Origin of the sequence: Bradyrhizobium oligotrophicum (genome assembly GCF_051168495.1) — a bacterium.
GTDB lineage: Bacteria > Pseudomonadota > Alphaproteobacteria > Rhizobiales > Xanthobacteraceae > Bradyrhizobium > Bradyrhizobium oligotrophicum_A.
This window is the reverse complement of record NZ_JBNPVB010000001.1, coordinates 400,318-421,600: the sequence shown is the minus strand read 5'-3', so window position 1 is coordinate 421,600 and position 21,283 is coordinate 400,318. Positions and strand designations below refer to the sequence as shown.

20 protein-coding genes are annotated in these 21,283 nt (G+C 67.2%); 13 read left to right on the top strand and 7 right to left on the bottom strand.

Going from position 1 to position 21,283, the window contains the following annotated elements; all coding sequences use genetic code 11:
- Nucleotides 1–5 precede the first annotated feature (5 nt).
- Nucleotides 6–1,229: a citrate synthase family protein gene (locus tag ACQR1B_RS01820; protein ID WP_434831521.1), complete on the bottom strand. Its 1,224-nt coding sequence runs from the start codon at nt 1,227–1,229 to the stop codon at nt 6–8.
- Between the two features lie 82 nt (nt 1,230–1,311).
- On the opposite strand from ACQR1B_RS01820, the gene ACQR1B_RS01815 reads away from it, so the two are divergent.
- Entirely contained in the window at nt 1,312–2,397 is a 1,086-nt protein-coding gene (locus ACQR1B_RS01815) for a citrate synthase/methylcitrate synthase (RefSeq protein WP_434831522.1), read from the top strand.
- Nucleotides 2,398–2,441: 44 nt separating this feature from the next.
- On the opposite strand, the gene ACQR1B_RS01810 is transcribed toward ACQR1B_RS01815, so the two are convergent.
- Nucleotides 2,442–3,083, bottom strand: coding sequence for a J domain-containing protein (locus ACQR1B_RS01810; protein ID WP_434831523.1), 642 nt, complete (start codon nt 3,081–3,083; stop codon nt 2,442–2,444).
- Nucleotides 3,084–3,193: 110 nt separating this feature from the next.
- On the opposite strand from ACQR1B_RS01810, the gene ACQR1B_RS01805 reads away from it, so the two are divergent.
- On the top strand, nt 3,194–3,463 hold the full coding sequence (locus ACQR1B_RS01805; protein ID WP_434831524.1) for a BolA family protein: 270 nt from the start codon (nt 3,194–3,196) through the stop codon (nt 3,461–3,463).
- Nucleotides 3,464–3,530: 67 nt separating this feature from the next.
- On the opposite strand, the gene ACQR1B_RS01800 is transcribed toward ACQR1B_RS01805, so the two are convergent.
- The 3 genes from ACQR1B_RS01800 to ACQR1B_RS01790 form a co-directional block, all read right to left on the bottom strand.
- Nucleotides 3,531–4,835, bottom strand: a complete 1,305-nt coding sequence (locus ACQR1B_RS01800; protein ID WP_434831525.1) for an HlyC/CorC family transporter — start codon at nt 4,833–4,835, stop codon at nt 3,531–3,533.
- 73 nt (nt 4,836–4,908) lie between these two features.
- Nucleotides 4,909–6,057 carry a 3-dehydroquinate synthase gene (aroB, locus tag ACQR1B_RS01795; RefSeq protein WP_434831526.1) on the bottom strand — a complete coding sequence of 383 codons (1,149 nt, stop codon included), beginning with the start codon at nt 6,055–6,057 and terminating at the stop codon, nt 4,909–4,911.
- A complete protein-coding gene (locus ACQR1B_RS01790; RefSeq protein ID WP_434831527.1) occupies nt 6,054–6,719 on the bottom strand; it encodes a shikimate kinase in 666 nt (221 codons plus the stop codon). Before ACQR1B_RS01790 ends, aroB begins: the two co-directional genes overlap by 4 nt.
- Before the next feature lie 177 nt (nt 6,720–6,896).
- Between ACQR1B_RS01790 and ACQR1B_RS01785 the strand changes: the two genes are divergently transcribed.
- From ACQR1B_RS01785 to ACQR1B_RS01750, 8 genes are all read left to right on the top strand, one after another.
- On the top strand, nt 6,897–7,043 hold the full coding sequence (locus tag ACQR1B_RS01785; RefSeq protein WP_434831618.1) for a histidine kinase: 147 nt from the start codon (nt 6,897–6,899) through the stop codon (nt 7,041–7,043).
- 171 nt (nt 7,044–7,214) lie between these two features.
- Complete coding sequence (gene xerD / locus ACQR1B_RS01780; RefSeq protein WP_434831528.1) at nt 7,215–8,171, top strand: site-specific tyrosine recombinase XerD; 957 nt, start codon at nt 7,215–7,217, stop codon at nt 8,169–8,171.
- 225 nt (nt 8,172–8,396) lie between these two features.
- Nucleotides 8,397–9,359, top strand: coding sequence for an acetyl-CoA carboxylase carboxyltransferase subunit alpha (locus ACQR1B_RS01775; protein ID WP_434831529.1), 963 nt, complete (start codon nt 8,397–8,399; stop codon nt 9,357–9,359).
- Nucleotides 9,360–9,650: 291 nt separating this feature from the next.
- Nucleotides 9,651–11,120 (top strand): L,D-transpeptidase family protein, encoded by a 1,470-nt coding sequence (locus ACQR1B_RS01770; RefSeq protein ID WP_434831530.1) that lies wholly within the window; start codon nt 9,651–9,653, stop codon nt 11,118–11,120.
- 907 nt (nt 11,121–12,027) lie between these two features.
- Nucleotides 12,028–12,546 (top strand): hypothetical protein, encoded by a 519-nt coding sequence (locus ACQR1B_RS01765; RefSeq protein WP_434831531.1) that lies wholly within the window; start codon nt 12,028–12,030, stop codon nt 12,544–12,546.
- Nucleotides 12,547–12,618: 72 nt separating this feature from the next.
- On the top strand, nt 12,619–13,083 hold the full coding sequence (locus ACQR1B_RS01760; protein ID WP_434831532.1) for an Rrf2 family transcriptional regulator: 465 nt from the start codon (nt 12,619–12,621) through the stop codon (nt 13,081–13,083).
- Nucleotides 13,073–13,780, top strand: a complete 708-nt coding sequence (locus ACQR1B_RS01755) for a class I SAM-dependent methyltransferase (RefSeq protein WP_434831533.1) — start codon at nt 13,073–13,075, stop codon at nt 13,778–13,780. Before ACQR1B_RS01760 ends, ACQR1B_RS01755 begins: the two co-directional genes overlap by 11 nt.
- 99 nt (nt 13,781–13,879) lie before the next feature.
- The gene (locus ACQR1B_RS01750; RefSeq protein ID WP_434831534.1) at nt 13,880–15,208 is read left to right on the top strand and encodes a hypothetical protein; all 1,329 of its coding nucleotides are present in this window, start codon (nt 13,880–13,882) and stop codon (nt 15,206–15,208) included.
- 79 nt (nt 15,209–15,287) lie between these two features.
- On the opposite strand, the gene ACQR1B_RS01745 is transcribed toward ACQR1B_RS01750, so the two are convergent.
- On the bottom strand, nt 15,288–16,181 hold the full coding sequence (locus ACQR1B_RS01745; protein ID WP_434831535.1) for a hypothetical protein: 894 nt from the start codon (nt 16,179–16,181) through the stop codon (nt 15,288–15,290).
- Between the two features lie 292 nt (nt 16,182–16,473).
- On the opposite strand from ACQR1B_RS01745, the gene ACQR1B_RS01740 reads away from it, so the two are divergent.
- Both ACQR1B_RS01740 and ACQR1B_RS01735 read left to right on the top strand, forming a co-directional pair.
- Nucleotides 16,474–16,611 carry a hypothetical protein gene (locus ACQR1B_RS01740; RefSeq protein ID WP_434831621.1) on the top strand — a complete coding sequence of 46 codons (138 nt, stop codon included), beginning with the start codon at nt 16,474–16,476 and terminating at the stop codon, nt 16,609–16,611.
- A 243-nt stretch (nt 16,612–16,854) separates the two neighbouring features.
- Nucleotides 16,855–18,948, top strand: coding sequence for a putative bifunctional diguanylate cyclase/phosphodiesterase (locus ACQR1B_RS01735; protein WP_434831536.1), 2,094 nt, complete (start codon nt 16,855–16,857; stop codon nt 18,946–18,948).
- Nucleotides 18,949–18,960: 12 nt separating this feature from the next.
- On the opposite strand, the gene ACQR1B_RS01730 is transcribed toward ACQR1B_RS01735, so the two are convergent.
- Nucleotides 18,961–20,142, bottom strand: a complete 1,182-nt coding sequence (locus tag ACQR1B_RS01730; protein WP_434831537.1) for a substrate-binding domain-containing protein — start codon at nt 20,140–20,142, stop codon at nt 18,961–18,963.
- Nucleotides 20,143–20,328: 186 nt separating this feature from the next.
- Between ACQR1B_RS01730 and ACQR1B_RS01725 the strand changes: the two genes are divergently transcribed.
- Nucleotides 20,329–20,772 (top strand): MarR family winged helix-turn-helix transcriptional regulator, encoded by a 444-nt coding sequence (locus tag ACQR1B_RS01725; RefSeq protein WP_434831538.1) that lies wholly within the window; start codon nt 20,329–20,331, stop codon nt 20,770–20,772.
- The last annotated feature ends 511 nt before the right edge of the window (nt 20,773–21,283 follow it).

Genomic DNA, 21,283 nt, shown 5'->3' with positions numbered 1-21,283 from the left:
GACCGCTAGAGCGAGTCCAGCATGGCGCCGCGGCCGGGCGAGGGTCCGGTATAGCGCGCGCGCGGCCGGATCAGGCGGCCGAACTGCAGCTGTTCGCAGGCATGGGCGATCCAGCCGACGCAGCGCGACATCGCAAACAGCGCCAGCTCGCTGCCGGCAGGCAGCCGCAGGCTGTGCACCAGCACGGCCAGCGCGTAGTCGATGTTGACGAACTCGCCGGTCGCCTCCGCGATCCGCTCGGGCACCTCGCGGGTGAATTTACGCGGCGCGCCGGCCCGCGTCAGCGCCTCCAGCAGCGAGACCGCGCGCGGGTCGCCGCGCCTGTAGATGCCATGACCGAAGCCGGCGAAACGCTCGCCGAGCGCCACCCGCTCGCGGATCAGCGGCGCGACGTCGCGGTCGATCAGCGTCTTCACCAATTGCGAGGCGAGCACGCCGGCGCCGCCATGCTGCGGTCCTTTCAGCGCCGCCAGTCCGGCGATGACGGCGTCATAGAGGCTGAGACCGGTCGAGGCCGCGCAGCGGACGGTGAAGGTCGACGCATTCAGCTCGTGGTCGGCCAGCAGCACCAGGGTGCGGCGGATCAGATCCGGCGCATGCTTGTGGTCCGGCGCCCAGGCCTTGGCGACCTGGATGTGAAGCGGCTCCGTCGACGGCGCGGTGTTCAGCATGGTCGCGACGACGAGGCGGATGATGCGCGCGCCGACCAGCGCGCGACCATCCGGCGCGCGGTTGAAGGCGGCGGGATCGGCATTCGCCGCCAACGCCAGCACGGCGATGGCGCGATCGATCGGTGCCGCGCGGCGCGCCGCCTCGGCGATCAGGCGCATCTCGTCCGAGACACGCGGAAGATTGTCGGGCGCGAACGGGTCGATGGCGGTCACGTCCCACAACAGGGTTGCGGCGTGTTCCAGCGCATCCTGCTCGGCCAGATCGACGCAGTTGACACCGCGATAGATCGGACCGGCTTCCGTGATCGTCGACACCGCGGAATCGAACACCGGCAGCTCGGCGTCGAAGCTGCGGAAGGGGCGCGGCTCCGGCGACGTCACCCGCCGCTCCTTCAAGGTCCTGATGTCCTCGGCCCGATAGCGATGGCTGCGCGAATCCGGCGCCGGCTCGGAGCGGATCAGGCCGCGACTGACATAGGCATAGAGAGTGGCAGGCGAGATCGCCAGCTCGGCGGACGCTTCACGGGCGGAAAGGTAAAGGCCGCTGTCTTTTTTCATATTGATCAGCCTAATCAAGATTGATCAATCTGTCGAGCGGGCGGATCTTGCCGGCGTGACTATTCACGCAGGAGATCAAGCCATGACCATTCACCTCGGCAAGACCCCCGTCGGCCTCGATGGCATCGCCGCGGCCGAGACCGTGCTCAGCCATGTCGACGGCCAGCAGGGCGAGCTCATCATCGCCGGCGCAAGGGTGGCCGATCTCGCCTCGATCGGCTTCGAGGGCGTGACGGCCCGGCTATGGAGCGCGGCGACGAAGCGCGCCGTCAGCGAAGCCGACGTCCGCGCCAGGCTGGGCCTTGCTCGTCAGCGCGCCTTTGCCCGGCTGCCCGAACTGCTCGCCGCGACCGCCGGCCTGTCGATCATCGACGGCTTCCGCGCCGCCGTCGCGGCCCTGCGGCCCGAGGCCGGGCTCGACGACGAGGCCACCATCGTCGGCGCCTGCCCGGTGATCGCCGGCGCACTGGTCCAGCGCGCCCGCGGGGCACAGCCGGTCGCGCCCGACCCTGCTGCCAGCCACGCCGCCGACACTTTGCGCATGGTGCGCGGCGGCACGCCCGACAGCGGCGAGGTCGCCGCCCTCGACACCTATCTCGTGACGGTCAGCGACCACGGCATGAACGCCTCGACCTTTGCCGCACGCGTCGTCGCCTCGACCCAGGCCGACCTGTTCGCATCCATCACCGCCGGCTATTGCGCCCTGACCGGCCCGCTGCACGGCGGCGCGCCGGAGCCGGTGCTGGAGATGCTGAATGCGATCGGCACACGCGACAATATCAAGCCCTGGGTGGATGCGGCGCTCGGCCGCGGCGAGCGGCTGATGGGCTTCGGTCATCGCATCTACCGGGTGCGCGATCCGCGCGCCGACGTGCTGAGGAGTGCGATCGAGCGGCTGGCGGGCAGCGGCGCCGATCTGCCGTTCGCGAGCGAGGTGGAAGCCTATATTCGCGACGCGCTGCGGCAGAAGAATCCGGAGCGGGTGCTCGACACCAATGTCGAGTTCTTCACCGCCATCCTGCTCGATGCGCTGAAGATTCCGCGCCAGGCGTTCACGCCGATCTTCGCGGTGGCGCGTGCCGCGGGCTGGACTGCGCATGCACGGGAGCAGCAGCGCACGGGACGTTTGATCCGGCCGAGTTCGGCCTATATCGGACCGAAGCCCTGACCTTTATTAACGAGCGGTGCGGCAGCCTCACAAGCTGCCGCGCGTCAGCCCTTCACCACCGTCTTCAGGTAGTTGTAGGCCTTGATGATCTCGATCAGGCGATCCTCGGTGGAGCGGTCGCCGCCATTGGCGTCGGGATGATGCTGCTTCACCAGCGCCTTGTATTTGGCCTTCACATCTTCCAGCGTGACGTCGGGGCCGAGGCCCATCACCTGCAGCGCCTTGCGCTCGGCGTTGAAGACCTTGCGCGTCTCGGCCTTCGGCGCCGCCTGCGGATTCGGGCGCCAGCTGCCGCGACCATTGATCTCGGCGAACACGCTGAACGGATCCGAGGCGTCACCGAGCTCGCCCTCGGGCGTGCCGGCGCCGCGCTTGGCTGACGTATTCGCGCCCATCTTCCAGGTCGGACGATGTCCGGTCAGCGCATCCTTCTGATAGCGCGCGACCGCCTCGGCGTTCATGCCCGAGAAGAAATTATAGGACTGGTTGTACTCGCGCACGTGGTCGAGGCAGAAGTGCCAATATTCACGCGCGTTCTCGCGTCCCTTGGGCGCGCGGTGCGAGCCCCGGTTGGTGCAGTCCGGCCATTGGCAGGGCTGGACCTCTTCGCGCACCGGCTGCCGCGCAGCCTGCTTCTTGGGCTTGATGCGGATGGAGTCGAAGAATTTGGAGGAATCGATCGGCATGGCGGACTTTGACTACGCAACGCCGAAAGCTTCAAGTCTTGACATTCCGAATACCTCGGGCGGGGACCGCCGATTGACGAAAAATAATTTGATGCGTATTTCCAGAGACCATGCGAACACGAGATGCTATCATCGAAAAGTTGCGCGAAGCTTTCTCGCCGGAAAGCCTCGATGTGCAGGACGAATCACATCTGCATGAAGGCCACATGGGTCATCAGCCGAGCGGCGAGACCCATTTCCGCGTCTATATCGTGTCGCAGGCCTTCACCGGCAAGAGCCGGATCGATCGCCATCGCCTGATCAACGCCGCATTGTCGGCGGAACTTGCGGGCTCGGTGCATGCGCTGGCGCTGCATGCGAAGGCGCCGGGCGAATCCTGACCCCGAGCAGCCTGATACTCGAGCAGTCTATACTCAGGCAGCCCATACTCAAGCAGCCTGATACCAATTAGAACGCCGTGCCCGCACGGCGCGGCCTCGTCTCCTCGATCTCGCCGCGCGGCACCGGCACGATACGGAGTGCGGTGATGCGGTTGCGTTCCCGGCGCAGCACGCGAAAGCGGAAGCCGTGGAACGTGAAGCTCTGGCCACGCTCCGGGATCGAGCGCGCCTCGTGGATCACGAGCCCCGCGACCGTCGTTGCCTCCTCATCAGGCAGCGTCCAGTCCATCGCACGATTGAGATCGCGGATCGGCACCGAGCCATCGACGACGACCGATCCATCCGGCTGCACGCGCACGCCGGCGACCTGCACGTCCTGCTCGTCGGAAATGTCGCCGACGATTTCCTCCAGGATGTCTTCGAGCGTGACGATGCCTTCGACCTCGCCATACTCGTCGACGACGAGCGCGAAATGCGTCTTGCGGCGGCGGAACGCCTTGAGCTGCTCCGACACCGAACGCATCTCGGGAACGAACCACGGCGGCAATGCCAGCGATGCGACGTCGATATGCGTCACATCGCCCTCGGCGGCGCGGATGGCGCGCAGCAGATCCTTCGCATGCAGCACGCCGATGATGTTCTCCGGCGTACCGCGCCACAGCGGGATGCGCGTGTACTCCGAGGCCAGCACCTCGCGCACCAGGTCCTCCTGCGGCAGGTCCGCGTTCACCATCACCATTTCGGTGCGGTGGATCATGACGTCGGAGACCTGCAGCTCGCTCAGGTCGAGCAGGCCACCCAGCATGTCGCGATCGAGCTTCTCGACCTTGCCTTCATGGTGCAGGAGATCGACGGCGCCGCGCAGCCGCTCGGTCGGCGACAGGATCGGCTGGTTGGCACCGACCTTGAAGCCGATCAGCCGCATCAAAAAGCGCACGATCGCTTCGATGACCGCGAGAACCGGACCGAGCACGATCACGGTCCCCCGCATCGGCCGCGCCACCGCGAGCGAGACCCGATCCGGCGCGTTGATCGCGATCGTCTTCGGCAGCACTTCGGCAAAGATCACGACCAGCGCGGTCATGACGCCGGTCGCATAGAGCACGCCGACCTCGCCGAACCAGGCCGTGAAAATCCCGGTCGCCAGCGCAGACGCACCGATATTGGCGATGTTGTTGCCGAGCAGCAGCGCGCCGATCAGCCGCTCGCGCATGTCGAACAGGCTCGACACCACGTCGGCCTCGCGATTGCCCTGCTTGGACAACCGCAACATGCTGGCGCGGGAGGCGCCGGTCAGGGCGGTCTCGCTCAGCGCAAAGAACGCGGAGGCAGCGAGACAGGCGATGACGACGGTGAGTGTGATCCAGTCCATGATGCCGATGTCGCTCTCGATGGAAGCCGCCGATGATGCGCTGGCACCGCTCAACACGGCGTAAAGGCCGAGATCAGCCGCGGCCTCGCAATTTGGCGTGCAGGAAGTCGCGCACCCGCGACGGATCGACGTCGTTGGCGATCACGGCGCGGCCGATGGCTTCCATCAGGATGAAGGTGAGTTTGCCGCGCTTGACCTTCTTGTCCTGCGCCATCAGGGCCAAAAGCCGGTCGGCGTCGCCGATGCCTTCCTGAGCGAAGCCGGCGATGTCCTGCAGATGGGTCGGCAGACCAACCGCGGCAAGGTGACGCTCGATCCGCGTGACGTCGTCGGGCGGCAGCATGCCGAGCTCGGCGGAGAACTGCGCCGCCAGCACCATGCCGACCGCGACGCCCTCGCCGTGGAACAGCCGGTCGGAGAAGCCGGTGATGGCCTCCAGCGCGTGGCCGAAGGTGTGGCCGAGATTGAGCAGCGCCCGGTCGCCGGTCTCGCGCTCGTCGCGGGCGACGACCGCCGCTTTGGCGCGGCAGGAGGTCGCCACCGCGTGCTCGCGGGCCGCTCCTCCCTTGACGATGTCGGCGTGGTTGGCCTCCAGCCAGCTGAAGAAGCTGGCATCGCCGAGCAGGCCGTATTTGGCGACCTCGGCATAGCCGGCGCGGAACTGGCGCGGCGACAGCGTGTCGAGCACCGCGGTGTCGGCGATCACCAGCACCGGCTGGTGGAAGGCGCCGAGCAGGTTCTTGCCCTGCGGCGAGTTGATGCCCGTCTTGCCGCCGACGGAGGAATCGACCTGCGCCAGCAGCGAGGTCGGCACCTGCACGAAATCGACGCCGCGGCGCAGGATGGCGGCCGCAAAGCCGGCGAGATCGCCGACCACGCCGCCACCGAGCGCGATCACCAGATCGTTGCGCTCGATCTTCGCCGCGATCAGCGCCTCGCTGACCTTCTGCAGGCCGGCATAGGTCTTGGAGACCTCGCCTTCCTCGACCACGATCGCCGAGGTCGGGATTCCCGCCTCGGCCAGGATTGCCTCGGCCGGCTTCAGCCAGTGCGCGGCCACGGTGTGATCGGTGACGATGGCCGTGCGCACGCCGGGACGCAGTGCCGCGATGCGCTGGCCGAGCGAGGCCAATACGCCGCGGCCGATGACGATGTCATAGGCGCGCTCGCCCAGCGCAACGTCGACGATGATGGGATCGGAATGCTTCAGTGGTGCCGTCATCGGAACGCGCCCATCGCCTGCGGGGGATCTGGTTGAATGGGATCGGCCGGCGGGTCAGACTGCGGCGGCTCCGCCTGCGGCGAAGGGAAGAACGTCCGCAGCGCCTCCATGCAGTCCTCGACGACCCGGTCGTGCGGCACGTCGCGCGAGCAGATCGTCAGGTCCGCGAGCTGATAGACCGGCTCGCGCTCGGCGATCAGGCGCGCCACCGTGCCTTCGGGATCGGCGGTCTGCAGCAGCGGCCGATCGGCCCGGCGCCGGACCCGGCGCATGATCACGTCGGCATCGGCCTTCAGCCACACCGACACCGCCTTGTCGTGGATGCGCCGCCGCGTCTCCTCGCGCATGAAGGCCCCGCCGCCGGTCGCCAGCACCGCTGGGCCGCTTTCGAGCAGGCGGGCGATCACCCGGGCCTCGCCGTTGCGGAAGTAGTCCTCGCCGCGGGATTCGAAGATTTCCGGTATGGTCATGCCGGCTGCGGTCTCGATCTCGGTGTCCGCATCGACGAAAGGCAGCCGCAGCCGGGCGGCGAGCCGCCGGCCCACGGTCGACTTGCCGACACCCATCATCCCGACCAGCACGATCAGCCGCTTGCCGAGGCCTGCGAGAATCGCGGCCTCCGGCGCGGCCGGGCTGGGTGCGGGTTGCGTCATATCCGTCATCTCCAGGTTTCTAACCCAGGCCCTGCTGCTTTCAAAGGCATCCCGTTCCACGACGCGCAACTGCGGCTGCCTGACCCACGAGGCGGACGTGCGGGACGGACTCTCAGCCGGACTTGCCAGCCGGGTGCGAACATGTTGGATGAAACCGTTCCCTCCCTGGTGGCCTGCGCGAGCCTGATGCCCAGCCTGTTCCGCTTCCTGACCGCAATCGCCGTCATCGTCGGCGTGGTCTATGGCGCGATCTACGCGCTGGCCAATTTCGTCACCCCGAAACAGCGGGAGATGACGGTGTCGATCCCGCCCGACAGGTTCCAGAAGAAGTGATCGGCGTCGCTGCGGCGTACCGAAAAGCCACAGGGCATTGATTAAGATTTTTGCGATTGTCTGAAGCGGCCCGGTGCCGCGATATCGGCCAGATTTGCGGCCACCGCTCGATGCACCGGCGCGACTTCCTCGAACTGATTCGATCGCCTCGGACGCAGCGGATTTCACGACATGAAGGTCAAGGCCTCCGACGCCCGGCTGATGAGCCTGTTCCTGGACATGATGGCCGCCGAACAGGGCGCCGGCCAGAACACGCTGGATGCCTATCGCCGCGACCTCTCCGATCTCTCCGAGTTTCTCGGCGGCAAGGCCAGCGGCCTGGCCACTGCCGACACCCAGGCGCTGCGTGAATATCTCGCCGATCTCGACACCAGGGGCTTCAAGTCCTCCAGCGTGGCGCGGCGGCTGTCGGCGATGCGGCACCTGTTTCGCTTCCTGCTGAGCGAGCGCATCCGCAGCGACGATCCCGCCGCGATCCTGTCCGGCCCGAAGCGCGGCCGTCCCTTGCCCAAGGTGCTGTCGATCGCCGACGTCGACCGCATGCTGACGCGCGCCAAGGACCTGACGGAGACGGCCGACGCCTCGCCGGCGCAGCGGCTGCGCGCGCTGCGGTTGTACTGCCTGCTGGAGGTGCTCTACGCGACGGGCTTGCGCGTCTCCGAGCTGGTGGCGCTGCCGCGCACGGCGGCGCGCAACGACGCCCGGATGATCGTGGTGCGCGGCAAGGGCAACAAGGAGCGGCTGGTGCCGCTCAACCAGGCCTCGCGCCAGGCGATGGCGGATTATCTCGCCGCGCTGGATGTGCAGAAGCCGGAGAAGAAGGCCAGCGCCACCTTCGGCAAATGGCTGTTTCCGTCGTTCGGCGAGAGCGGTCATCTGACCCGGCAGCACTTCGCCCGCGACCTCAAGGAGCTCGCGGCGGCGAGCGGCCTGCCAGCCCGGCTCGTCTCGCCCCACGTGCTGCGGCACGCCTTTGCAAGTCACCTGCTGCACAATGGCGCCGACCTGCGCATCGTCCAGACCCTGCTCGGCCACACCGACATCTCGACCACCCAGATCTACACCCATGTGGTCGAGGAGCGCCTCAAGAGCCTGGTGCGCGACCTGCATCCCCTGGCCGAGACCTGAACCCGCCTCGCCGGCACACCGTCTCGAAACCAAATCCCCCGGCGCGACGCCCCGCCCGCTTGACTTCGTGCCCGTCTGCCCCGAAAGAGCGCCATCCTGTCCGCAATCCAGGCGTGATGTCTGGAGGCCGGACACCGATCCCACCCCACGCTCCTGAAGCGCTTCATCTTCAGGTCCGAAGGCCGAACCGATCTCGTTACCCAGCGCTCTTCCTTCAGCTTCCCCATGCCGGATCCCATGCGCAGCTACCTCGATTTCGAAAAGCCCGTTGCCGAACTCGATTCCAAGGTCGACGAACTCCGGGCGATGGCCGCCTCCGGCACCGATATCGGCGAGGAGGTCGGCCGGATCGAGGAGAAGGCCGGGCAGGCGCTGGCCGATCTCTACGCCAATCTGTCGCCATGGCAGAAGACCATGGTCGCGCGCCATCCGCAGCGGCCGCACTTCACCGACTTCGTCAACGGGCTGATCACCGAGTTCACGCCGCTCGCCGGCGACCGCAAGTTCGGCGAGGACGCCGCCCTGGTCGGCGGCTTCGGCCGCTTCCGCGGCGAGCCGATCTGCGTGATGGGCCAGGAAAAGGGCGCCACCACCGAGTCCCGCCTGAAGCACAATTTCGGCATGGCCCGCCCCGAGGGCTACCGCAAGGCGGTCCGGCTGATGGAAATGGCCGAACGCTTCGGCATCCCCGTGCTGTCGCTGGTCGATTCCGCAGGCGCCTATCCGGGCATCGGCGCCGAGGAGCGCGGCCAGGCCGAGGCGATCGCCCGCTCGACCGATGCCTGCCTGGCGCTCGGTGTGCCGAACGTTGCGATCATCACCGGCGAGGGCATGTCGGGCGGCGCCATCGCGCTGACCACCGCCAACCGCGTGCTGATGCTGGAGCACGCGATCTACAGCGTGATCTCGCCGGAAGCGGCGTCTTCGATCCTCTGGCGCGACGGCACCAAGGCCCAGGAAGCCGCCACCAGCATGAAGATCACCGCCCAGGACATGCTCCGCTTCGGCGTGGTCGACACCATCCTCAAGGAGCCGGTCGGCGGCGCCCACCGCGATCCCGCCGCCATGATCGCGGCGACCGGCGAGGCCATCGCCCAGGCGCTCGACGAGCTGAAGGAGCTCGACGGCGCCGCCATTCGCAAGCAGCGCCGGCAGAAATTCATCGATATCGGCCGCAAGCTCGGCTGAACCGCCGGAGGGCGCCGCGCGGCTCGCGGTTTTGTGAGTCTTTCCAGCCGTTTGGCCGCATTTCGGCCCCGCCGGCGGGGTCTGCTGTTTAGGACTTGTTGACCAAGGCGGCCGGGGGGCCGTGGCAGCTCCGCACCGCGGGTTGCGGCGCTCGGGGCCAAAGGCTACAGTTTTAATGAATGGTTTGACGGCATGACGCAGGGTCGGCCCGTGTTTTTTCCAGCTTTCGGGCCGATCTGGTGAGATGAGACTGGGGTGTTGCGGCATGCCGGGTTTGCGGGGAGCTTTGCTTTGATCAACCGCGCTTTCGTCCGGGTTCTCATGACCTCGGCCGCATTGGCCGCCGGTGCGCTGCTGACCGGTTGCAACAGCGATCAGGTCGCGCTCGCCACCAGCGCCAAGGCCAACCAGCCCGTTCCGCCCAAGCTCGTGGCGGCCATCGCCGAGAAGGACATGGACACGCAGTCGCCAATCCTGGTGCGCGTGTTCAAGCAGGAAGCCGAGCTCGAGGTCTGGAAGCAGGACCGCTCCGGCAAGTTCGCGCTGCTGAAGACCTATCCGATCTGCCGCTGGTCGGGCGATCTCGGACCGAAGGTGCGCGAGGGCGACCGCCAGGCGCCGGAGGGCTTCTACTCGATCAATCCGAGCCAGATGAACCCGCAATCGGCCTATTATCTCTCCTTCAATACCGGCTATCCCAACGCGTTCGACAAGGCGCTGGGCCGCACCGGCTCGCAGCTGATGGTGCATGGCGACTGCTCCTCGCGCGGCTGCTTCGCGATGACCGACGAGCAGATCGCCGAGATCTATGCGCTCGGACGCGAGTCGTTCTTCGGTGGCCAGCGCGCCTTCCAGTTCCAGGCGTTCCCCTTCAAGATGACGCCCGTGAACATGGCGCGTCACCGCAACAATCCGAACATGCCGTTCTGGCGCATGATCAAGGAAGGCTACGACCAGTTCGAGGTCACTCGCCAGGAGCCGAAGGTCGATTTCTGCGAGAAGAAATACGTCTTCAACGCCCAGAAGCCGCCGGGCGCGACGCATGATCCGGTGTTCGACGCATCGGCCAAGTGCCCGGCCTATGTGGTGCCCGACGACATCACCGCCGCGGTGCGCGACAAGCAGCGATCCGACGAGGCCGAATACGCCAAGCTCGTCGCCAAGGGCACGCCGGTCGCCAAGCTCAACACCGGCATCGACGGCGGCATGAATCCGATCTTCGCCAGCCGCGTCCCGGGCGCCTCCACCGGCCTGTCCGATGCCGGCGAAGCGCCGGGCCTGTCGCTCGCCAACTTCTCGCCGGCGCCGGGCACGATCCCGGGTCATGTCAACCCGCCGCGGGCGCTCTCAGCCGACGAAATCGCGGCGGCCCCAGCCAGTGCGGCTCCGGCGCCCGCCGCAGCATCACCGCCCCGCGTGGCTGCGGTGTCTGCCCCGGAGAAGGCGAGCTTCATCTCGAGCCTCGCCCGCAAGGTCGGCGTCGGCGCCACCGCGTCGGCCGACGCCACGGCCACGGCGAAGCCCGACGGCAGGACCGCGGAGGCCAAGCCGGCAGAGACAAGGCCCGCGCCGAAGCCGGTCGCCGCCACCAAGCCCGCCGAGACCAGGCAGGCCGCCGCACGGCCGCCATTCAAGTCCGCCAGCGACGCCCCGGCGACCACGGCCTCGGCCCCCGTCCAGACCCAGGCCGCGCTGGTCTCCGGCGCCGCCCCGGTGCTGCAGTCGAACTCGTTCGACAGCCGGTTCGCCGGGTTCAAGTAGGACCCCATCCACGGCGCGAAGCGTTCTTGCGCGCCGTACGCTCGGTGCCCCCCTCCCCTGGAGGGGGAGGGTCGCCTCGCGGGGAGCAAAGCGACACGTGAGGCGGGGTGGGGTGATCTCTCCATCAGCACCATCGCCCGCGGCTTCACCCCACCCCGCTCGCCCGCTGCGCGGGCGATCGACCCTCCCCCTCCAGGGGAGGGTGGGCGGGGAGCTCGTGGCAATATGATCATCAACGATCTCGAGCCGCATATCGGGATGTGCATCTGCAGTCTCGCGGCGCCCCTGGCGTCCGAGTGATGCATCGATCTCACCCTCTCGAAGCGAGGGTGCAGGGAAGGCCAGGCCTCGACTGAGGCCCGTGGCCCGCCTGCGGAAAAAATGCAGGCGGCAGGTACCACAGGTCCAGCCGGACGACCCGGCCCTCCCTGCGCGACGGCTTTACGGCTGCTTCGCGTTCTCCCCGGTGCGCCGGGCTTTCTGGTCACCGTCACCCGCGCGGCGCCATCAGCGCCATCGCAGGCTTGATACTGGCATCGGAGTATCAGGACCACGCGACTTGACCGTGCGCATCGGGATCGTTCGTCGGTGCGAAACACACTGCGACCCGATACGCCCATCACATCCCGCACTCCACGCTTCGTGACGACCGCGCAGCGCCCCTCGTCGATGAGGCGGGACGAAGGGAGAAAACCATATAATTCCGAAAAAGCGAAGCGCAATATTTTCGCCGGCGGGACTGGACAACCCAAATCAGCTTGAATGCGCTGGCGAAATCAGTTTTTCCGCGCACGACGTTTCTCATCGTGGCGAGGCATGGACACGCCCGCCGCGGTGAGGCGCGGGACCCGAGTCGCCCGACGGGCACGCCCTTGATGCGCGGCCGCATCGGCGAGACGATGTCGGCATGAGGTCCTCGATCGACAGTTCGAAACGCTGCGGCGATTGCACGCTGTGCTGCAAGGTCATGGAGATCGAGCAGCTCGCGAAACCCGCGCATGCCTGGTGCCCGCATTGCCGACCCCGGCAAGGCTGCACGATCTATCAGGATCGCCACGCCGAATGCCGGGATTTCAGCTGCCTGTGGCTGGTGAACGATCGGCTCGACGCGGACTGGCAGCCGAGCAAGGCGAAGTTCGTGCTGACGATGTCGGAGGACGGCATCGAGGTGCGCTGTGATCCCGGCTATCCCGACGCATGGCGCCGCGCGCCCTACCAGGCCGAGATCCGCGAATGGGCGATCTCCGGCGAGCAGCACGACGTCACCGTCATCGTCATCACCGGCCGCCGCGTGATCCTGATCACGCCCGAGCGCGACTTCGATCTCGGCGAGCTCGGCCCCGACGACCGTATCGTGCGCGAGCTCGAGGGCACGCGTGTCGTCGATGCACGCGTCGTCAAAGTCAATCCGCCCATCGAACCCTGACGTGCAATGCGCCGCCGCCGCGCCCCGGCTGCCGGGTTGACCGCAGGGATATCATGCAATACTAAAAGTTACATGAGATCCAACAGCCAGCTGTCCGGCATCCTGCACGTCCTGCTCCACATGGCGGAGCACGACGGTCCGGTCACGTCCGAGGCCCTCGCATCGATGATGCAGACCAATCCGGTCGTGATCCGCAGAATCATGGCCGGCCTCCGCGACAGCGGCCATGTGCGCTCCGAGAAAGGCCATGGCGGCGGATGGACGCTCGCCCGCGATCTGGCGACCGTCACCCTGCGCGACGTCTACGATTCACTCGGGCGGCCATCGCTGTTCGCCATCGCCAATCGAACCGAGAATCCGGATTGCCTTGTCGAGCAGGCCGTCAACGCAGCGCTCGACACCTCCCTGCAGGCTGCAGAGACGCTGCTGTTGTCCCGCCTCGGCGCCATCACGCTGGCGGCCCTCAGCGCTGATTTCCACGCTCGTCTCGAACGACGAAAGCGGCCTCGCAAAGGAGACGTTTGTCATGACGGCTGACATCGCTGACGGCGCGCAACAATTCATGCGCGCGTTTTCCGATCCCGAATTCGTCGCGCGCTACACCGATGGACCACGGCGCTTCGTCCCGGGCCTGGATGGGCTGCATCGGATGACGGCCATCCTGCTGGCCGAACGGGCACCCGAGCATGCGCGGGTGCTGGTGCTGGGCGCGGGCGGAGGGCTCGAACTGAGCGCATTGGCCGACGCCCAGCCATCCTGGACATTCGTCGGCGTCGATCCGGCGCCGCAGATGCTGCAACTCGCGGAACGCACGCTCGGCGAGCGGATGAGCCGGGTCGAACTGATCGAAGGCACCATCGACGATGCGCCCGCCGGCCCGTTCGACGCAGCGACCTGCCTGCTGACGCTCCACTTCCTTCGGGCTCCAGAGCGCTTGAGGACGGTGCGCGCCGTGCACGACCGGCTCCACCCGGGAGCGCCTTTCGTCGTTGCCCATGGCTGCCTGCCCAGGGAGCAGATCGAGAGGGACCTATGGCTGGATCGTTATGTAGCCTATGCCGTCGTGTCCGGGGCTGATCCTGCGCAGGCCAACGCGATGCGCACGGCAGTCGAGAGCAGCGTCAACATGCTCAGTCCCGATGAGGACAGAACCCTTCTGCGTGATGGCGGCTTTCGGGACAGCAGCCCGTTCTTCGCCGCGCTGACGTGGCATGGCTGGATCGGTCACGCCTGAGCGAGAGCCTTGCGTGACGTCGCGCACGGAGCGCGCGCCCGGCATCTGCGACAACGGCGCCGTCACCCGAGGCGAGGTGACGCAACAAGGAGCAGAGCAATGGGCTTTTGGGACAGCGTGACCGATGCCGTCAGTTCGGTCGTGGATGACGTCAAGGATGTGGCCAGCGACGTGGCTGGTGCGGTGGGCGGCGCCGCGGGCGCCGTGGTCGACACGGTGGAGCACGTGGCCGGCGATGCGGTGCACGCCGTGGGCAGCGTGGTGCATGGGATCGGCGCCCTCGGTGGCGAGGCCATTCACACCGTCGGTGGCGTCCTGGGCGCGATCGAGCACGGTGCCGAGGCGATCGGCGGCGGCCTGCTGCATACGGTCGGAGACGTGGCGTCGACCGTGGTCAATGTCGGCGGTGACGTGCTCAACACCGGCATCCACGTCGTCAGCGACGTCGCGTCGGGTGTCGGCCATCTCGTGCATGGTGACCTCGACGGCGTCGTCAACGACGTCAAGCACATCGGTAGTGACATCGTCGACGGCGGACTGCACGTCGCGGGCGACGTGGCGCATGGCGCGCTCGATGTCGCCGGTGATGCCGCCCACGCCGCCGTCGGCCTCGGCGAGGCTGGACTGGAGGCGGCCGGTGCCGTCGGCCAAGGTGCACTCGACATGGCCGGCACGATCGTCGGCACCGCGGCCGATGTCGGCACCGATGCGCTGGATGCCGCAGGCGCGGTCATCAAGGGCGGCTTCGATGCCGGCGTGGCGATCGCCGATGGCGCGATCGGCGTCGTCACCGACACCGCCTCCGCCGCCGGCCACCTGATCGGCGGGCCGATCGGCGAGGCGATCTCCGGTGTCGCGCACGGCGTCGATGCGGTCGGCACCGGCATCGTCGACGGCGTCGGTCATTTCGTCGGCGAGGGCGCCAGCGGGCTGATGGAGACGGCGGGCGACATGACCCAGACCATCGGGCACCAGGTCGCGGCGATCGGCCACGATCTCGGCGCGCTGGTGAACGATCTCAGCCATGGCGATCTCGGCGCTGCGATCGGCGACATCTTCAAGCTGGCGCAGGACGGCCTGCGGAGCGACGGCAGCATCCAGATCGCCCATGCAGGGCCGGACGGCGGCAGCCATGGCGGGTTCTGGGACTCGATCGCGCAGGCGATCCACCAGGCCGGCGACAACGGCCAGGGCAACGTCGCATCGGGCCTCGGTTTCGATACCCCGCTGCATGGCGAGGGCTCGTCGCACAACCCGATCATGGTCGACAATTTCGGCGACCACGGCCTCGGCGATCACGGCGGCAATACCGGCATCGTTCCGCCGGCCTTCGAGCACGGCCCGGTCAGCCACGACGCGCCGCATGCCGACTACAGCCACGTCGTCGCCCAGATGGACGACTCGCATCACTTCGCGATGCACGGCTAAGGTGGCCGACACGAAAAACCCGCGGTGCAGGTCACCGCGGGTTGTTCATCGTCCGGATGTTATGGCGAGACGCCGGACCTCATCGCACGGTGGCGGACTGCACGATCGCGGGCGGCGTGACCGAGACCTGGGCGCGATCCTGCGGCAGACGATCGTTCATCGCCGACAATGCGCACAGCGCGAGCGAGCCCCAGACGGCCGCACTGAAATACAGCGACATCCAGGCGATCTCCTCCTTCCAATGATCGAACTCGTGGGTGACGATCCAGCGCGTCGCCGAGTCACGCAGGCCGTCGAGCGGATGCAGCAGCGGCGTGCCGGCCGCGTGTTCGATCCGCCAGCGCTTCACATACATCGGCACGTCGACCACGATCAGGAAGGCGAGATAGCAGGCGATGCCGACGAGGCCAGCGAGCAGCAGCCAGCGCACCAGGCCGTCGAACTCCGGCAGCAGCCGGCCGAGCCCTATGCCGACGAACAGGAAGGCCACCGCCCACAGCGAGTTCTCGATCGCGTTGTACAGGAAGTTCCTGGTCACCACGGCGTACCAGGAGCAGATCTCGGCGACCACGATCAGCGGCACGATGATGCGGGCCATGTTGACCGCCGTCTCGGCATCGGCGATCGCGCCGAGCTGCGCCAGGATGATGGCCCATTGCGCCGCGAAGGCGATCTCGGCGATGGTCGCGACGCTGCGGCCGACGAAGATGCTCGACAGCCAGCTGTCGACCAGGCAGATGCGCTGCACGTCGGCGCGCGGCAGCACCGAGCGGAAGGCGCAGCCGAACACATAGGCCGCCGACAGCATCAGCATCGATCCGGTGTCGGAGGATTGGCCGAGCGTGCCGCTGCTGCCGCCGTTGAGCTGCCGGTACAGGATGAACCAGAACACGATGTTGGCGAGGCTGACCAGGGTCAGCATCGCCCACCACAGGCTGACCGGGTTCGACAAGGCTCGCGACTGCGCACGCATCCGGCACTCCAAATTTCATGTGAATGACATTCGAGCGTATTAATTCCGTCACGCAACGGCAACCCGTTGCGGGCACGGAGGGTGACAAAAGGCCGTGTCCCCGCCAGCGAGCCATGACGGCCGGGGCGACACGGAACTTCCGTCCCGCCGCGCCGTTCATGACGCGATTGCGGCGTCCCGCCACGCCTCGTCCCCTGCAGCGTGGAGCCTCGCATGGCCGCCGCCTGCCACCAGCAACGTTGCTGCTCACCGTCACCACTGTCACCGCAGGCCTGATGGGCCTGGCGCTATTTTGCCGGAGGCGGCTGGCTCGCCGACCATAGGCAGGCAGTATGTCGTCACCGTCGATGGCGGCCACGGCTCGTTCGGCACCAGGCTCGGCGACTACGTCCGCGCCTATGCGCTGCCGGGCAACGTCGCGAGCCGGTAGATCGGTAGCGCGGCTTGCGATACGCGCGGTATTCGCCGTTCGCCGTTGGGACTTTCGTCACGCTGTTTTCGGTTCTGTGAACGCATCCCCCGGCCCGGGCAGACGCATTAATCTGGAGATCGTCCGACCTCGTGCATCACGACTCCGGGCGCAACTTCGGCGCGGATGGACGCTTCGGCTATCGCGACGGTAGCGGGGGCGGCATCGCAGCGCGCGGCTCGCCCGAAAGAGAGGTCTGGTTTGATGTTGACGATCCTGTCCTGCCTGCCTGCAGATCACGATCTGCGCATCGTCGCCGCTGCGCTGCTGGTGTGCGTGCTCGGCTCGCTGCTGGCGATGCGGCTGCTGGCGCGGGTCCGCCGCAACACCGGCCTGCGCCGCTTCCATCTGCTGTTTCTGACCGGGCTCGTCGCCGGCGGCACGGTCTGGACCACGCACTTCGCCGCCATCCTCGGCTATGAGGCGCCGGGACAACGTTCGTTCGAACCGGGCATGACGTTCATCTCCCTCGGCCTTGCGGTCGTGTTCGCGTGGCTCGGCTTCTTCATCACGACACGGACGCAACGCGGCCTGCAGATCGAAGCCGGCGGCGCGGTGTTCGGCTTCGGCATCGCCGCCATGCACTACACCGGCATGAGTGCGCTCAATCTCCAGGGCGTGCTGACCTGGAACATGCCGCTGGTATGGCTGTCGGTCGCCCTTGCCGTGGGCTTCGGAGCTCTCGCCGCCAACCGCATCGCGCGTCCGGTGACGCGCTTCTGCCAATATGCCGGTTCGCTCGCGATGGTGCTCGCGATCTTCAGCCTGCATTTCACCGGCATGGTCGCGCTGACCTTGGCGCCGATGGCGGGCCCTGCCGCAGCGGCGCCGTCGCTGTCGGACAGCGTCATGCTGGTCGCAGTCGTCACCGGCATCGGCCTGATCATGGCGATGGCGGCCTCCGCCTATGCGATCGACCTGCAGGCGACGCAGGAAGCGGTCGAGGGCTATCGGCAGCTGGCACTGCAGGATCCGCTCACCGGCCTGCCCAACCGCAACGGTCTCGGCCAGCGGCTGGCGCCACTGACGTCCGGCGACGGCGACGAGGCTGCGCAGCTCGCCGTGCTGGCCATCGACCTCGACGGCTTCAAGGACATCAACGACGCGCACGGCCGGTGTGCCGGCGATGCCGTGCTGACGACGATCTCGGAACGGATTTGCGCCACGCTGCAGCCCGATGAATTCCTGGCGCGGATCGGCGGCAACGAAATCGTGGCCGTCAAGAGCAGGATCTTCGCGCGCACCGAGGTGACGGCCTTCGCCGAGCGCATGCGCGCGCTGGTGCTCAGCCCGGTCGAGTGGGAGGAGCGCAGTTTCTCGGTCGGCTGCAGCATCGGCATCGCGCTCTATCCCGATCACGGCCTCACCGCCGACGAACTCTGCACCCGGGCCGATCTGGCGATGGATCGCGCCAAGCGTCTCGGCCAGGACAGGATCTGCAGCTACGAGACGTCGATGGACGAGACCAGCCGGCGCCGCGCCGAACTCGCGATCGACCTCAAGCACGCATTGGCGCGCGACGAGTTCGAGCTGCACTACCAGGTGCAGAACGACACGCAGAGCGGCGACATCATCGGCTTCGAGGCGCTGCTGCGCTGGAACCATCCGGTGAAGGGCCGCGTGCCGCCGAACGATTTCATCCCGCTGGCCGAGCAGACCGGCGTGATCGTCGACATCGGCGACTGGGTGCTGCGCACCGCCTGCACCACCGCGGCAAGCTGGAGCAAACCGTTCAAGGTGTCCGTCAACGTCGCGCCGATGCAGCTCAACCACGATCTGCCGCGGCGCGTCTCCGAGGTGCTGCGCGAGACCGGATTGGCGCCCGAGCGACTCGAGATCGAGCTGACCGAGACCGGCATCATCGCCGACCGCCAGCATGCGCTGCAGGTCGTGCTGGCGCTGAAGGCACAGGGCGTCACCGTGGCGATGGACGATTTCGGCACCGGCTATTCGTCGCTGTCGACCCTGCAGGTGTTTCCCTTCGACAAGATCAAGATCGACAAGAGCTTCATCCAGTCGGTCGAGACCAGCGTGCACGCCGCCGCCATCGTCAAGGCGACCCTGCTGCTCGGACGCAGCCTCAACATTCCCGTATTGGCCGAGGGCGTCGAGACCGAACAGCACCTCGCCTTCCTGCGCAAGGAAGGCTGCACCAGCGTGCAGGGCTATCTGTTCGGCAAGCCGATGCCGCAGGAGGCGACCAGCCGGTTGATCCGCGACGCGCCGGAGGCCAAGACGCCTGCACCGAACAAGGCGACTGCGCCGGGCAAGCCGACCAACAAGGCGGCAGCCGCGTGACGCGCCGAGCGATCAGAATGTCCTGATGATCTTGAAATCCAGCCCGTCGGCGGCGGCGAGATGTATCGCCATGTCGGCGCGGCCCTGGCGGATCGTCACGTCGCCGCGCGCACCGGAATAGACGAGGTTGCGGCCGGCGGCGGCAAGCGGGCGCAGCGCCAGCGAGCCGGCGCGCTCTGCGGCGGCCTTCAGGAAGCTCAGGCCCTCATGGTTCGACTGCCCGACCGAGCCGACCGGCGGCGCGTCCGCGCCGAACATCGCAGCATAGCGGCTCATGAAGTCGTCGTTGGCGGCGGAGCCGATGCAGTTGAAATAGCCCGAGGCCGAGTACAGGTTCTCGGTATTGTCGGCGCCGATGCCGAGCAGCACGGTCTCGTCCATCGCGCCGGCGAGTCGCAGGGTGGTCGCGGCAAGACCCGATTCGCCGAACGCCCGGTTGAAGATGATGCCGTCGGTGCCGATCAGCGAGATCAGCACGACGTCCGGCCGGGCGGCGCGGATGCGCGCCAGATGCGCCTCGTGATCGTCACAGCCCACGGGGACGAATTCCTCACCGACGACCTGGCCGCCGGCCTCGGTGATGTAGGTCTTGGTCGAACGGTGCGCCTGCCACGGCCAGACATAGTCGCTGCCGATCAGGTACCAGCGCCGGGCGCGCTTGTTGTCCGACAGCCAGTGAATGGCGGGCCGGGTCTGGCTGTGCGGCGTCTCGCCGATCGCCATCACGCCGGGCGTGCGCTCGCCGCCTTCATAGACCGGGGTGTAGACATACGGGATGCGGCCGCGTGTCAGCCGGCGCAGCGCCAGCCTGACCGCGCTGATATGGGAGCCCGCCAGGACGTCGATGTCGTCGAAGGCGAGCGCATCCCGCGCGCGGGCGACGACGTCCTCGACCGGCCCGCCCGAATCATAGAACGACAATTCGATCTCGCGGCCGAGAATGCCGCCGCGGCGGTTGATCTCGGCCACCGCGAGCAGCGCGCTGTTGGCCGCGGCCGGGCCCCAGATGCCGGGCGAGCCGGAGAAGGTGAGGAAGTTGCCGATGCGCAGCTTGCTGCGCGCGCCCCGCCGCTCGGCGCGATCGGGATCGAAGGCTGACGGGAACGGGGTGACGCCCCGACTCGGCGGGCTCCGCAACAGCAGCGATGGCGGCAGGCCGAAGCGTCCGGCCGTGACGAATCCTGTCGAGAGCACACCCACTCCTTGGCCGCACCCGGGGTTGACCCACTGTGGGCCGGCGGTCACCCGCCGTCAAAATCGGCATGGGGCCGGCAAATATCCTATTCGAAAATATTGAATGTTCAAGAATTGGGATGCATATAGATCGGGCAGCAACTGCCGGACAATCATTCAATTCGGGACCCGCAAGCGAAGTTCATCGTGGCCAAACCGCACCATCCCAACACCCCCCTCACCGAACATCTCGCCTATCTGCTCGCGCAGGCCAACCGGGAGATCAACCGGCAGTTGGAGACGCGCCTGAGCACGGAGGGCGTGCCCGTCGAGCAATGGCGCATCCTCAAAGTGCTGTCCGACGGCGAGGGGCATTCGATGGGCGATCTCGCCGACGCGGTGCTCTTGAACCATCCGACCCTGACCAAGATGATCGACCGCATGGTGTCGGACTCGCTGGTCTACCGCCGCCAGGATGCCCACGACCGCCGCAAGGTGCTGATGTTCATCAGCGACCGCGGCAAGGCGCTGTGCAAGCGGCTGAACTCGCTGGCGGCCAGCCAGGAGGCGCACATCCTGGAGAACTACGGCGACAAGGCCACCGGCGAGCTGAAGCGGCTGCTGGAAAACCTGATCGACGCCGCCAGTTGAGCGGCAACCTGCCGTAGACGGCGGCGATCACGACCGATCGATGGTGTGGATGGTCGCGACGCGGAGACTCTGCGGCGCAGGCGCCCGCATCGGTGCGGCGCGCGCCGAGCTGTTGGTGAGCTCGGCTCGATGGCGCCTCGACAAGCCGGGCTCGATCGGTCAAGCGAGATTGGACCTCCGGAATTCTCGATGAGGACGAGGGTGGCAGGCCGACCGAGCCGTGCTGCCTCCGCATGCGAATTCGCGCCTCCCGCCATGCCCACCATCTCGATGCCAAGGGAGCGGTGCAGCCAGCATCCAGAGGATGCGATCTCTCAATTATAATCTTGAGATTGTGAACTGGCCGACAACCGGCCAAGACGTAAGAGTTGATACTGCTCACACAGCCGATCCAATCGGGCCGGTTCGTCACGAGCTGCTTCGACCCACTTCGATACGAACTGATTTCACAAGGGCTGCGGTCACGGGCTGATCGACGGCCCCTCCTTTTCGTCCGCCGCGGAGCTGACGC

Bases quoted from the DNA above. Each gene is read 5' to 3' on its own strand.
- ACQR1B_RS01815 (WP_434831522.1), top strand. From the start codon at position 1,312: ATGACCATTCACCTCGGCAAGACCCCCGTCGGCCTCGATGGCATCGCC.
- xerD (WP_434831528.1), top strand. From the start codon at position 7,215: ATGAAGGTCAAGGCCTCCGACGCCCGGCTGATGAGCCTGTTCCTGGAC.
- ACQR1B_RS01805 (WP_434831524.1), top strand. From the start codon at position 3,194: ATGCGAACACGAGATGCTATCATCGAAAAGTTGCGCGAAGCTTTCTCG.
- aroB (WP_434831526.1), bottom strand. From the start codon at position 6,057: ATGACGGCACCACTGAAGCATTCCGATCCCATCATCGTCGACGTTGCG.
- ACQR1B_RS01745 (WP_434831535.1), bottom strand. From the start codon at position 16,181: ATGCGTGCGCAGTCGCGAGCCTTGTCGAACCCGGTCAGCCTGTGGTGG.
- ACQR1B_RS01820 (WP_434831521.1), bottom strand. From the start codon at position 1,229: ATGAAAAAAGACAGCGGCCTTTACCTTTCCGCCCGTGAAGCGTCCGCC.
- ACQR1B_RS01760 (WP_434831532.1), top strand. From the start codon at position 12,619: ATGAGATCCAACAGCCAGCTGTCCGGCATCCTGCACGTCCTGCTCCAC.
- ACQR1B_RS01790 (WP_434831527.1), bottom strand. From the start codon at position 6,719: ATGACGGATATGACGCAACCCGCACCCAGCCCGGCCGCGCCGGAGGCC.
- ACQR1B_RS01775 (WP_434831529.1), top strand. From the start codon at position 8,397: ATGCCGGATCCCATGCGCAGCTACCTCGATTTCGAAAAGCCCGTTGCC.
- ACQR1B_RS01765 (WP_434831531.1), top strand. From the start codon at position 12,028: ATGAGGTCCTCGATCGACAGTTCGAAACGCTGCGGCGATTGCACGCTG.
- ACQR1B_RS01810 (WP_434831523.1), bottom strand. From the start codon at position 3,083: ATGCCGATCGATTCCTCCAAATTCTTCGACTCCATCCGCATCAAGCCC.
- ACQR1B_RS01800 (WP_434831525.1), bottom strand. From the start codon at position 4,835: ATGGACTGGATCACACTCACCGTCGTCATCGCCTGTCTCGCTGCCTCC.
- ACQR1B_RS01735 (WP_434831536.1), top strand. From the start codon at position 16,855: ATGTTGACGATCCTGTCCTGCCTGCCTGCAGATCACGATCTGCGCATC.
- ACQR1B_RS01785 (WP_434831618.1), top strand. From the start codon at position 6,897: ATGCCCAGCCTGTTCCGCTTCCTGACCGCAATCGCCGTCATCGTCGGC.
- ACQR1B_RS01750 (WP_434831534.1), top strand. From the start codon at position 13,880: ATGGGCTTTTGGGACAGCGTGACCGATGCCGTCAGTTCGGTCGTGGAT.
- ACQR1B_RS01755 (WP_434831533.1), top strand. From the start codon at position 13,073: ATGACGGCTGACATCGCTGACGGCGCGCAACAATTCATGCGCGCGTTT.